General features: G+C 62.6%; 9 protein-coding genes and 2 pseudogenes. 4 read left to right on the plus strand and 7 right to left on the minus strand.

The features are described from left to right. Window positions 1–14: 14 nt before the first annotated feature. Complete coding sequence (locus tag EPL04_RS13940; protein ID WP_134671800.1) at window positions 15–839, plus strand: polysaccharide deacetylase family protein; 825 nt, start codon at window positions 15–17, stop codon at window positions 837–839. A 43-nt stretch (window positions 840–882) separates the two neighbouring features. Here the strand turns inward: EPL04_RS13940 and EPL04_RS13945 are convergent, their stop codons facing one another. The 3 genes from EPL04_RS13945 to EPL04_RS13955 form a co-directional block, all read right to left on the minus strand. Further along, complete coding sequence (locus EPL04_RS13945) at window positions 883–1908, minus strand: ABC transporter ATP-binding protein (RefSeq protein WP_134671801.1); 1026 nt, start codon at window positions 1906–1908, stop codon at window positions 883–885. Window positions 1909–1911: 3 nt separating this feature from the next. Then, entirely contained in the window at window positions 1912–2916 is a 1005-nt protein-coding gene (locus EPL04_RS13950; protein WP_134671802.1) for an ABC transporter ATP-binding protein, read from the minus strand. Window positions 2917–2991: 75 nt separating this feature from the next. Then, complete coding sequence (locus tag EPL04_RS13955) at window positions 2992–4566, minus strand: amidohydrolase (protein WP_134671803.1); 1575 nt, start codon at window positions 4564–4566, stop codon at window positions 2992–2994. Window positions 4567–5370: 804 nt separating this feature from the next. Between EPL04_RS13955 and EPL04_RS13960 the strand changes: the two genes are divergently transcribed. Continuing rightward, window positions 5371–6462, plus strand: a complete 1092-nt coding sequence (locus tag EPL04_RS13960; protein WP_134671804.1) for a tubulin/FtsZ family protein — start codon at window positions 5371–5373, stop codon at window positions 6460–6462. A 30-nt stretch (window positions 6463–6492) separates the two neighbouring features. On the opposite strand, the gene EPL04_RS19060 is transcribed toward EPL04_RS13960, so the two are convergent. The 3 genes and pseudogenes from EPL04_RS19060 to EPL04_RS19070 all read right to left on the minus strand — a co-directional run bounded on the left by EPL04_RS19060 (window position 6493) and on the right by EPL04_RS19070 (window position 7965). Next, complete coding sequence (locus EPL04_RS19060; protein ID WP_245154578.1) at window positions 6493–6654, minus strand: hypothetical protein; 162 nt, start codon at window positions 6652–6654, stop codon at window positions 6493–6495. 129 nt (window positions 6655–6783) lie between these two features. Next, a pseudogene (locus EPL04_RS19065) lies at window positions 6784–7253 on the minus strand (aldehyde dehydrogenase family protein). Then, complete coding sequence (locus EPL04_RS19070; RefSeq protein WP_209019631.1) at window positions 7225–7965, minus strand: aldehyde dehydrogenase family protein; 741 nt, start codon at window positions 7963–7965, stop codon at window positions 7225–7227. Before EPL04_RS19070 ends, EPL04_RS19065 begins: the two are co-directional and overlap by 29 nt. 344 nt (window positions 7966–8309) lie before the next feature. Here EPL04_RS19070 and EPL04_RS13970 point away from each other — a divergent pair, with 344 nt between their 5' ends. Both EPL04_RS13970 and EPL04_RS13975 read left to right on the plus strand, forming a co-directional pair. Then, window positions 8310–9725 carry a sugar transferase gene (locus EPL04_RS13970; protein WP_134671805.1) on the plus strand — a complete coding sequence of 472 codons (1416 nt, stop codon included), beginning with the start codon at window positions 8310–8312 and terminating at the stop codon, window positions 9723–9725. 146 nt (window positions 9726–9871) lie between these two features. Next, window positions 9872–12241 carry an STT3 domain-containing protein gene (locus EPL04_RS13975; protein ID WP_134671806.1) on the plus strand — a complete coding sequence of 790 codons (2370 nt, stop codon included), beginning with the start codon at window positions 9872–9874 and terminating at the stop codon, window positions 12239–12241. Window positions 12242–12316: 75 nt separating this feature from the next. Here EPL04_RS13975 and EPL04_RS19230 read toward each other — a convergent pair. Beyond that, window positions 12317–12435 (minus strand): annotated as a pseudogene (locus EPL04_RS19230) (IS6 family transposase); the annotation flags it as partial.

The following is a 12435-nucleotide window of genomic DNA, read 5'->3' on the forward strand; positions in this document are numbered from 1 at the left end:
ACGTACTGGCCGGTATGGGCGATTCGACGGTCTGTCTCACGTACGACCTCGACGCGGTCGCGGCGTGGCTCTCGTACGACATGCCCGGGTTCGCGTCGTGGGGCGTGTACGGCGCCGAGGTGGCGACGCCGCGACTCCTCGATCTCCACGACCGGTACGACGTCCCCTCGACGTGGTTCGTCCCGGGCCACACCATCGAGAGCTTCCCCGAAATCTGTGGCGACGTGCACGATCGGGGCCACGAGATCCAACACCACGGCTGGACCCACCGCTCGCCGAACGACTTCGCGGATCGAGAGGCCGAGAAGGCAGACATAGAACGCGGCATCGAGAGCATCGTCGATCTGACCGGCGAACGTCCGACGGGCTATCGCACCCCCGACGGGAGTTTCTCCGAACACACGATCGACATCCTCGAAGAGCTCGACTTCGAGTGGGATTCGAGCGACAGCGCCCACGACTTCCGGCCGTACGCGCTCACGAAAGATCCCCGACCCACCCTCGAAGAGCCCTACGAGCGCGGGCCGAAATCCGACCTCGTGGAGGTGCCGCTGGTGTGGCACCGCGACGACTGGATGCAACTGTTCCCGGTCGTCACCGGACCCGAGTGGGTCGGGTACTCCCAAGAGCAAGCGGTGTTCGACCGCTGGCGCGCCGAGATCGAGTGGATGAAACGCAACGTCGACGACGGCGTCTTCGTCCTGTTGCTCCACCCCCAGTGTGCGGGTCGGGCCCCGTTCGTCTCGCACCTCGAAGCGCTCTTGGAGACGCTGAAGGCCGACCCCGAGATCACGTTCGCCGACGCGAGCACCGTCGCGGACGACTATCGAAACGGCTGACGACTCGTCGAACGAACCGGCCATCGGGCCGACCGTCCGGGCGTCAGGTATCGGAACCGGACTGCGAGGCCACGGTTTCGGCCGACCGCTGTTCGTAGAGGTGACAGGCGACGTCGCGCTCGCTCGCCTCTTCTCGTCGCGTCAGCGCGGGGTCGACCTCACAGCACTTCTGGCCCACCTCGTCCTGGCGATGACACCGGGGGTGGAACGAACAGCCGGTCGGGGGATTGATCGGCGACGGCGGCTCGCCTTCGAGCGAGACCCGCATCCGTTCCTCGTCGGGGTCGACGGGGTGAAGCGACGAGAAGAGCGCCTCGGTGTACGGATGCTTCGGGCGCTCGAAGACGTCTTCGGTGGCGCCCCGCTCGACGATCTCGCCGAGATACATGACCGCAGTCCGATCGCACAGGTGGTTGACGACCGAGAGGTCGTGGCTGATGAACAGGAACGTCAGCCCCATCTCTTCTTGCAGGTCCTGCAATAGGTCCAAGATGCGGGCCTGGACGCTCACGTCGAGCGCGCTCGTCGGCTCGTCGAGCACGAGAAACTCCGGTTCGAGGATGAGCGACCGAGCCAGGCCGACGCGCTGGCGCTGGCCGCCCGAGAGCTCGTGGGGGAACCGGGACCGGTACGTCTCCGGATCGAGATCCATCCGTTCGAGCATCCGGTCGATCCGCCGGTCGGCGTCGTCGAGCTGGTCGTGTATCTTGAGCGGCTCGCGAAGCGTCTTCTCGACGGTCCGTCGCGGATTGAGGCTCGAATCCGGGTCCTGATACACCATCTGGATCCGCTGGCGGAGTCGCTTGAGCTGGTCCTGGTCGGCGTCGGTGATGTCGATCCCGTCGAACCGTATCGCCCCGCCGGTCGGCTCGATCAGCCTGAGCAGGGACTTCCCGAGCGTCGTCTTCCCGCACCCGGACTCGCCGACCAGCCCGACCGATTCGCCGCGTTCGATCTCGAGGTCGACGCCGTCGACCGCCTTGACGCTGTTCACCTGTCGCTTGAGTAGCCCCTCTTTGATCGGGAAGTGCTTCTCCAGACCGCTGATCGTGAGTATCGTCTCCGACATGAATCACACCTCGAAACACGCGGCGTACTGTTCGGGCTCTTTCTCTTCGAGGGCGGGCTTTTCGTCCCGGCAGTGCTCCTGTGCGATCGGGCACCGCTCGTAGAACCGACACCCGGAGTTCGGATCGACGAGGTCGAGGACGGTGCCGTCGATCGACTCGAGGTCGGTCTGCTCGTCGCCGAGGCGCGGGATCGCCTCGACCAGCCCCTTCGTGTAGGGGTGGACCGGGTTCTTGATCACGTCGCGGGTCGAGCCGGTCTCGACGATCTGGCCCGCGTACATGACGACGACCCGATCGCAGAGCCGCGAGATCACCCGCAGGTCGTGGGTGATTATCAGCACGGAGAGCCCGTACTCCTCGCGCATCTCGTCGACCAGATCGAGCAGTTGGGCCTCGGTCGTCTTGTCGAGGGCGGTCGTCGGTTCGTCGGCGATCAGGAGGTTTGGCTGGCAGGCGAGCGACTTCGCGATCAGGACCCGCTGTTTCATCCCGCCGGAGAACTCGTGGGGGTAGTCGCCGTAGCGCTCCTCGGCTTTCGGAATCCCGACGTCGTCCATCAGCTCGATCGCGCGCGATCTCGCCTCCTCGTCGCCTACCCCTCTGACCTCCCGTGCGACTTCGGCGATCTGGTGGCCGACGGTGTACGCGGGGTTGAGCGCGTTCGTGGGGTTCTGAAAGATCATCGCCAGCTCGGTCCCCCGGATCTCGTCGCGCATCTGCTTGTCGGACAACTCGAGGAGGTCCCGGCCGTGATACGCCACCTCGCCGCCGACGATCCGGCCCGGCTCCCGAATCAGTTGGAGGATCGAACGGACCGTGACGGACTTTCCGCACCCGCTCTCGCCGACGATCCCGACGATCTCGTTTTCTCCGACCGTCAGCGACACCTCGTCGAGCGCTTCGACCGTCCCGCGATACGTTTCGAACTGCGTGACCAGGTCCGAGACTTCCAGAAGCGTGTCGGCGTTCTCTCGACCGTCGCGGCCTTGTTCTGTCGACGAGCTCATTGTAATTCGTTAACTTGTGCACATCGTTATCAAGGTTGTGTCAAAAACGCGTCTCGAGCGCCGTCTCGACTCGACCTACGAGCCCTCGTAGACGACCTCCCCGCCGACGATCGTCAGCTCCACGTCGATCTCCTCGATCTCCGCCCGGTGTTCGAACGGGTCCCGACCGAGGACCACGGCGTCGGCGAGCTTCCCGGGCTCTAAGGTCCCCTTGAACTCCTCGGCGTGTTCGGCGTACGCCGCCCCGCGGGTGTAGGCGGCGATCGCCCGATCGACGTCGAGGCGTTGGGGATCGTACTCCGAATTCGTCGCGTGGTGGATCCCGTACAGCGGACCCGGCGGCATCTTGTCGCTACCGAACGCCAGCGGAACGTCCGCCCCGTCGATGTCCCGGAAGCGGTTGTTCGTCGGGAGCGCGTCCGTCCCCAGTCGGGCTTCGTACAGGCCGTCGGGCTTGGACCACTGGAGGAAATTGGGTTGCATGCTCGCGACGATGTCGTGATCGGCGAACCGATCGAGCGCCTCGTCGGTCGCGAGTTCGACGTGCTCGACCCGGAGCCTCGGCTCCTCGATCTCGTACTCGTCGAGGACCGCCTCGTACCGGTCGAGGACGATATCGATCGCCTGTCCCCCGATAGCGTGGGTCGCGATCTGCTGGTCGGCCCGCGCCGCCTCCCGGAACCAGGCTTCGAGTTCGTCCCCGTCGTGGACCATCTGGCCGTCGGTGCTCGGGTCGTCGGCGTACTCGCCGTGTATTTTGGCGGTGCGGGACCCCAGCGACCCGTCGGAGAACGTCTTCAGCCCGCCCACGCGCAGGTACTCGTCGCCGAAGCCGGGCGCGAGTTCGAGGTCCGAAAGCGACGCCGCCTGGGACGCGTGGACGTAGTAGGTGACCCGGAGCGTGAGATCGTCGTCTTTCCACGCCTTCTGGAGCGTCTCCTGAACGAGGTTGCCGTGGTCCCTGACGGCGGTGAGTCCGGCCATGGTCTGGACCGACGTGATCCCCAGCTCGTGGGATCTGGTGATCGCGGCGTCGAGCGCCCGGCGGGCTTTCTCGACGTCGGGTCGCGACGCTATCTTGACCCGCCCCGCCGCGTCTTCGACGACCCGGCCGGTCGGGTCGCCCTGCTCGTCGGTGATTACGTCGTGTTCAACTCCTTCGAAGTCGACTTTCTCCAGAGCCTCCGAGTTCAACGACACCGTGTGGCCGTCGACGCGAGTGACCGCGACGGGGTTCGTCTCGGTGACGCCGTCGAGTTCCGCCCGCGACAGGTAGCTCCGGTCGCCTTCGGGCCACGTACTCTCGTCGTAGCCGAACCCGAGGACCCAGTTTCCGTCGGCGGTGTCTCGGGCATTTTCCGAAAGCATCGCCAGCGCTTGCTCTCTGTCGTCGGCCTCCGAGAGGTCGGTCTCGATCAGTTGGATCCCGACCGAGAGTATGTGAGTGTGTGCATCGTTGAATCCCGGCAGAACCGTCCGACCGTCGAGGTCGACAACGCGGGGGTCGTCCGCCGCGCTTTCGACGTCGTCGGTCGATCCGACGGCGGCGATCCGGTCGCCGCGAAACAGGACGCTCTCGGCGACGGTTCGGTCGTCGTCGAACACACGAACGTCACCGTTACGGAGTAGGAGTTCGCTCTGGTGAGCCATACTCTGGTAGCTCTCCGATTTCGTATTAAAAATTATCCATAACACCGCCGACCACACACATGTATTATATTCAACTCGTATGCGGAAATATCGAGAAGCGGTGTGTTGGCGCGCTCTGAGTCATTTAGAAAACTGCGTTATTGTGGCACGAGAACGGCAGATACGGCGGTTTCCGACTGTGTGTGACCGTACCACCCTTCGGCGGTATGTAATGGTCGGTGACCGAAGCAATCTGTTGGCGAGGTCGACTGTCAATGGCTGGGGAATGCTCCGGCAAGGATGTCTGGTAGACTCGATATTATGATACTTGTTTAACAACTACTCCGTGGCGGTCGACATTCGGTCTGGCACGCCATGTCAGTTACTCGCCGTTCGCCGCCACCGGCTCCGGTCGAAGAATAGGGACTCCACGGACGCTGTCCGATACCGTGTATGACCATCGTCGCGGCAGGCGACGGCGCCGCCGCGACACGTAACCCACTTGTGGTGCCCTGAGAAGTCAGTCGAGTACTATGATTGGTCTTCCGTTAGGAGTCCAATGAGCACTGTCATGCGCTCGCGAGGATGTACTGGATCCCATCATGTCTCGCGTCGCACGGTCTAGTTACGCGGTTCTCGAATAGAGTGGCGATACCGCGCCTCTTCGACCGCCGTCGAACAGAGTGGTTCTGCTCGGCGTTTTCCTAGTACTATCGACGACCGTCTTCCAACCGGATCGCTATGTGCTAACTGGGGTCTCCGTTAGAACCGTTTTCGAGAGTACTTCGCGAAGTATTTTTACGGTTACATTTCCCAGGGCTTGCCATGCGCGTTGTGACTATCGGCGTCGGCGGCGCGGGCGGACGCATCGTCGACGCACTCCGACGGGACGAAGCGTCCCGGTCGGCGTCGTATCTCGCCGGCGTACGAGCGCTCGACACCGACGTTGAGGCCCTCTCGGAACTCGACGGCCTTCCGGACGAGGCCCGCCGTCAGTTCGGCCACGTCGAGACCGACGGAACCGGTACCGGCGGCGACCGGACGGCGGGTGTCGCCGCGATCGAGACAGATTTGGTCGAGATGCGTCGGGCAGTCGACGCCGCGATCACCTCCGACGCCGCCGCGATCCTGCTCGTCGCGGGACTGGCCGGGGGAACTGGCTCGGGCGCGACGGCCCACCTTGCGGAGGCGCTCCGGGAGGTGTACGACCGACCCATCTATGCGGTCTCGGTTCTGCCGGCCGCTCACGAGGACGTTCCCCGCGAGAACGCCGCCCGAGGCTTGCAGGCGCTCCACGGCGCAGTCGATACACAGCTCGTGTTCGACAACGACGTGTGGCTCGACGCGGGCCAGTCGGTCGACGAGCAGGCCGAGGCGGTGAACCGAGAGCTCGCCGAACGCCTCGGCGCGCTGTTCAGTGCGGGCGAGGCCGCGACCGGCGCGGCGGTCGGTCAGCGGGTCGTCGACGCCAACGAGGTCATCGCGACGCTCGACGCCGGCGGTCTGGCTACGCTCGGGTACGCGCGTCAGGAGGTCCAGACCGATCGGCAGTCCGACGGGTCGCTGCTTGAGCGCGCTCGGGGACTGCTGTCGTCGGCTGAGGAGGACGTCGACGAGGTGGAGGCGATCAAGGCGGTCGAAACCACGCTCCGCCGGGCCGTGCGTGGCCGGCTGACGTTCGACTGCCCGCCCGACGCCGCCTCAAGCGGATTGTTAGTTGTTTCGGGGCCGCCCGACTGGCTCCACGGGGAGGCGATCGCGGACGGCCAGTCCTGGCTCTCGGCGGAGATCGAGTCCGCGGAGTTGCGCACCGGGGACGCGCCGGTGCCGGACGGAGACCACCTCTCGGTGCTCGTACTCTTGAGCGGGGTGCGGGACGCACCGCGCCTCGACGATCTTCGGGTCGGCGACGGCTGAGCACCCTCGCGGTGTACCGCCTGCCGACGGCTACTCGACGCGCGTTCGGCTCTGCTCGCGCATGAACTGCTGGAGGTACCAGTAGTCGCCGGCGAACTTGCCGGTGGTTCCGGCGAACTTCCACCCGCCGAACGGTTGGGCCTGGACGAGCGCGCCCGCGGTCGCGCTCTGGGATCGATTGAGGTAGCACATGCCAGACTCGATCTCGTCGAACCACCGTCGATTCTTCGTCGTCTTCCGAGAAGAGGCCGGCACAGAGGCCGTAGTCGCTGTCGTTGGACTTTGTGACTCCTCCTTGGAGGTCCGCGATCAGATGGACGGTCACGAACGGAAGGAAGTGCTCCTCGGGGCGAGATCGTGGCTGTGGGGGATGTCGGTGACGACGGTCGGTTCGACGTACCGGCCCTCGGGGAGGGCGTCGTCCGCGACTACCGACCCGCCCGTCCGGACCGTCCCCTCGCGATGTGCTTGCTCGGTGATCGTCTCGTAGCGGTCGAGTGCGCTATCGTCGATGGCCGGGTTGACAACGGTGTCGCGGTGCTCGCCGCGCCCGATCCCCAGTTGTTCGGTCCTGTTCACTAACTGGTCGGTGAACTCGTCGTAGATGTCTTCGTCGACGTACACGCGCGACGTGGCAGAGTACTTCCGGCCGCTGAACGAGAACGCGCCCATCGTGACGCCCTCGACGTGTCGTCGAGGGCGGCCGCGTCGCTGACGATCACCGGGTTTTTGCCGCCGAGCTCGGCGATGGCGGGCCCGCGCTTACCCTGCTCTCGGAACGACTGCTCGATACCGAGGCCGACTTCGCGCGACCCCGTGAACCGCGACGCCGGCGATGTCCTCGTGCTCGGTGAGCGGCTGGCCGACGGCGCTACCGCCGCCCGTAACGAGGTTGAACACGCCATCGGGGAGGCCGGCATCGGCGAGGATGTCGGCGTATTTGTGGGCGATCAGCGGCGTCGCGCTCGCGGGCTTGGCGACGACGGTGTTGCCGATGAGCATCCCCGCGAGGATGGCCAGCGGGAATTTGAACGGCGCGACGACCCCGAAGACGCCGTATGGGCGCAGCAGGTTCGTGGTGTGTTGGTCGGGTGTTGGTTGGCCGGTGTCGGACCGGTAGCCGTCCAAGCGCTCCAGTTCGCGGCTGTAGAACCGGAGGAAGTCGATGGCCTCGTCGACGTCCGCCGTCACCTCGGTCCGATTCTTCCCGTTTTCGAGCGAGATCGTGGCCGCCAGTTCGAACTTACGCTCGCGCATGCGCTCGGCGGCGTCCTGGAAGATGTCGGTGCGGGCGGTGATGTCGCGATGCTCCCACTCGGGGAACGCCTCGGCGGCGGCAGTCACGGCGGCGTCGACTTCTGCTTCGCCGCCCGCGGCGAACTCGCCGATCTTGAGGTCGAAATCGCCAGGGCTCGTCACCTCGAAGCGGTCCTCGGTTTCGACACGCTCGCCGTCGGTCCGGAGCGCGTGGGATTTTCCTAGGTCGGCCTTGACGGACTCCATTGCTTTTTCGTAGGTCTCGTGGAATTCGTCTTCGGTGCCGTCTTGCTAATGCGCGAGAAATGTCAGTCCGTTCTCGAATTTGACTGGTTCGAGGGGTCTAGGACGCTGTTGTCGCGTTTATGATTTCGTCCGGTGTCGTGGGTTGTTCGGGGTTATCGCCGGAATGCCAAGAAGAACAAGGCAACTATGTACGGGTGATGGCACTATACTATCTGTTCAGCCACGAACCCGATGACGTGCCAAAATCCAACAGCTATCCGAGCCAGAAGAGGAGAGCTATCAAATATTGGCACCCACAGAGCACTTCGTAGAATTTAAGCGGGGTGCCTTCGCGGGATAAGCCGATGGTCTCCGGATATCGGTACCGAGCAGCCAGTGTCGCCGGTACCATCCTTGCGTCAGTTCTCGCCGTCTCTATCGCGGATCTGTTGATCGTCCAGTCTGCGTTGCTGTCCGTCCCGATCGTTCGTCGCCTTTCCGTGCACGTTCTCACGACCGACGAGGTTGTCTTGGCGATGATGACTACCGTTGCGGTCGTCGTCGGAAGTCTCGTACCGTTGTTCAAGCCCCAACCGCGGCGAATCCTCGATACGGTGCTCCTCGTTCAGAAGCGCGTCGTGGTTGCAGGGCTCGCGCTGGCCGCGATCGGCTACTTCGACTACACGTACCGACTCCCGCGCACGACGTTGATCGGGACGGTGGCGGTTTTGTTCATCACGCTTCCGGCGTGGTTCGTCGTGATTCGGCGGCGTCCCTTCGGCGGTGAGCGTGCCGTCGTGGTCGGCGACGACCCTGCGGAGATACACGACATGCTTGAAGCGACCGACATGCCGGTTATCGGGTATATCTCGCCGCCGAGCCGATACTCCTCGACAGCGCCCGAGAGCGGTGCATTGGCACTCGCTGACGGGAGCGGTCGAAACGGATCGGTCGACGTGGAATATCTCGGCGGGTTCGCGCGGCTGAACGAAGTACTCGTCGAGTACGACATCGACACTGCGATTCTGGCGTTCGAACAGGCAGATCGTGCGGAGTTCTTCGGCGCACTCGACACCTGTTACGAACATGGTGTCGACGCGAAGGTCCACCGCGACCACGTCGACGATGTTCTGACGCGGACGGATGTCGGCGACGAAATGATCGTCGATGTCGATCTCGAACCGTGGGACTGGCAGGACTACGCGTTCAAGCGTGTGTTCGATATGGCGTTTGCGGTGGTCGGACTACTGGCGTTCGCGCCGCTAATTCTGGTTATCGCAGTGGCGATTAAGATGGATAGTCCCGGACCAGTGTTGTACAGTCAGGAGCGGACGGCCGAGTTCGGTGAGACGTTTACGGTGTACAAGTTTCGCAGCATGGTCACCGACGCGGAGGCGGCAACTGGCGCGAAAATCAGCGAGGAAGACAACGGAGGCGTCGATCCTAGAGTCACCCAAGTTGGGGGTTTCCTCCGGACGACCCATCTTGATGAGATTCCTCAACTATGGTCGATTTTGATTGGCGATATGAGCGTCGTCGGACCACGACCTGAGCGGCCGGAACTTGACGAAGACATACAAACTGGCGTTGTCGAGTGGCGAAAGCGGTGGTTCATCAAACCGGGACTGACGGGGTTGGCGCAAATAAACGACGTTACAGGACATGAACCGGAGAAGAAACTGCAATACGACATCGAATACGTGCGAAAGCAGTCGTTCTGGTTCGACGTGAAAGTCGTCGTTCGGCAGGTCTGGAAGGTCTTCTTCGACTTTGCGGAGTAACTGAACTGTCTTTAGAAGTAAATCCTAAATCTATCTCTAAGGAGATTGGGGATGCATCATAATGCTCTCTATGGGTAGCTTTCGCCTTCGAATTTTATTAATCGAGTGTCGCAGGGTTTATGCGCCCTTCACGATATTCGACCACTATGACTGACGTACGCGAGGCGACTGACGATCTCCTCGCGGAGAAGCCGGAGCTCGAATCCGACCTCCGTGAACTCCTCGCGGTCGACGAGCGCGCCGACGGATGGACATTTGATGATGTATCGTTTGACTCGGGTACCTTCGGCGAACTCGTTTCCCGAGACATCGTGGCGAAAGCGGACGGCGAGTACGGGGTCGTCGATTCGGACGCGGTCCGGGCGAGCCTTGACGGGGACGACCAACCGGACGATGGCGATCGACCGGCCGCCTCGGTGTTCTCGTCGCTCTCGTTTCCCTCCGCATCGCGGGAGATCGCCGGCGCGCTCGGCGGAGCATTGCTGTTCGTCGCGGCGATGCGCGCCTATTTTGTCGGTCACGTATTTCGGTCGGATGGCGTCCTGCTCTCCTCAAACGACCCGTACCTGTACCGCTACTGGGTCGACCAGCTCTCGACCAAGGCAGTTGGCGTCCTTGATTTCAGCGTGCTTTCGGATCTGCCGGACGCAGTCGCGAACGGCGAACCCCTGATGGTCGCGACACTGTGGTGGGTGACGAACGCTCTTGGTGGTGCGGACGCCAGCGGCGCGGTGCTGGCGTGGTATCCCGTGCTGTCGGCGCTCGTGGTCGGCCTCTTGGTGTACGCTATCGCGGTTCGAGTAACCGGCGACCGTCGGGTAGGTATTGCATCGGTGCTGCTGCTTGGGGTGATTCCCGCCTTTGCCTACCGAACCGGGCTTGGGTTCTCGGATCACCACGCGTTCGACTACCCCTGGCTCGCCCTGACCGCGCTCGCACTGGTGGAACTGGCAGACGTGGGGCACGCCGAACTTGAGGACGCGCGGACGTGGCTCGTGTCGGGCATCCTCGGCGTCGCGGTCGCCGGGCAGGTATTGGCCTGGGAGGCGGGGCCGCTGCTTGTCGGCGCGCTAGGTGTTTTCGTTGCCGTTCGGACTGTGGCTGATGTCCGGGCGGGCAAGTCGTCGCTAGCTGCGAACGCGCCAATCGTTGTTGGGCTGGCCATCGCGACGGTGCTCTCGCATCTGGCGCACACCGGATTCGGATGGCATTCGGGCGTGGTCGCGTACTCACCCGCGCTAGTACTCGTCGGAGTCGTTGGGGTGTCACTCGTCGGGGAGGCCTTCTATCGGAGTGAGTTGCCTGCGTTTGTTTTCGGGACGACTGAGGTTGCAGGTGCGTTGGGTGGGGTGGCGCTGTTGCAAGTGTTTCTACCCTCGTATATGGACGTGCTTATGCGACGGCTTGATTTCCTTCTCACCAAGACTGGGCCTGCTGAGACGAACTCGCTATTCGCCGGCGCCATTGGACCACTTATCGGTCCAGTGCTCGAATTAGGGTTTGTATGGATACTCGGCCTTCCGGTGCTTGTGTACGTAAGCTGGCGAGCCTATCGTGCTAATCACTCTTCATGGCTTGTTGTGGTGGCCTATGCCTGGCATTTCCTTGTTTTGGCAGCACTCCAGCGACGCTTCGTCGGCGAGCTTGCGCCGTTCTTCGCGGTGCTCGCCGGCTGGGGATTCGTCGCGTTCGCGGCGAAGATGGACATCGTCGACTGGCCCGCGTTTGTGAGAGGTGCGTTAAAGCTGTCTCACGATGACTCTAATGGGGGACCGTCAATCGGATTTCCCAGTCGAAGTACAATTACTGCCCTCACGATATTGTTTCTGTTCGTCTCTAGCGCGGGGGCGGTCCAAACGACTGTACGTCACGAACAGGTGAAGATTGGAAGTGATAATTACGCGGCGGCGCAGACGGTCAACAGCTACGCCGACCAACGCGGGTTGGAGTACCCCGAGAATTACGTACTGAGTAAATGGGGCCGTAATCGGATGTATAACTACTTCGTGAACGGTGAAGCGCGGAGTTATTCGTTCGCTAATGAAAACTACGAGCCGTTCTTAGCCGCAAACAACTCAGAAGCACAGTACCAGCAGTTACGTGATCGAGTCGGATTCGTCATCACCAAGAATCTCGATCTCCCCGGTCGAGTGCCGTCGGATATCATGTATTCCCGACTCCACTCCCGGTTTGGAAGCGCCGGCGATGATGGCGCACCGGGCGTCGGTCACTATCGGGCAATATACGCTAGTGATGACGGGTCGGTGAAGGCATTCGCGCTGGTGCCGGGCGCGAACCTCACCGGCACAGGGCCGACAGGTGAGACAATAACAATCTCGACCGACGTTGAATTGGAAAACACGGCGTTTGAGTACAGACGGAATGTAGAGACCAATCAAAACGGAACTTTCGCGGTCATCGTGCCGTACCCTGGCACCTATGAGGTCGGGAATCGAAGTATTGAGGTATCCGAGGACGCAGTCGAGAACGGAAAGAACGTCTCTGTGAGCAGATAATTTACTATCACATACATTTTGTGTGCTACATTCGTGAAGTTTGGGGCGCTGAACAGCGGCATGGCATGGCATTGTTCAGATTAGCTGATTCCATGCGAAGGCGAAGGTCTGCAACCAATTTTCGGCAGAGCGGTGAGTCGCGTGGCGAAAATGATTGGCGAACTGTTTCGTTCGGCGTTTTAGCTCTTTGAAGA

Origin of the sequence: Halorussus marinus (genome assembly GCF_004521895.1) — an archaeon.
GTDB classification, from domain to species: domain Archaea; phylum Halobacteriota; class Halobacteria; order Halobacteriales; family Haladaptataceae; genus Halorussus; species Halorussus marinus.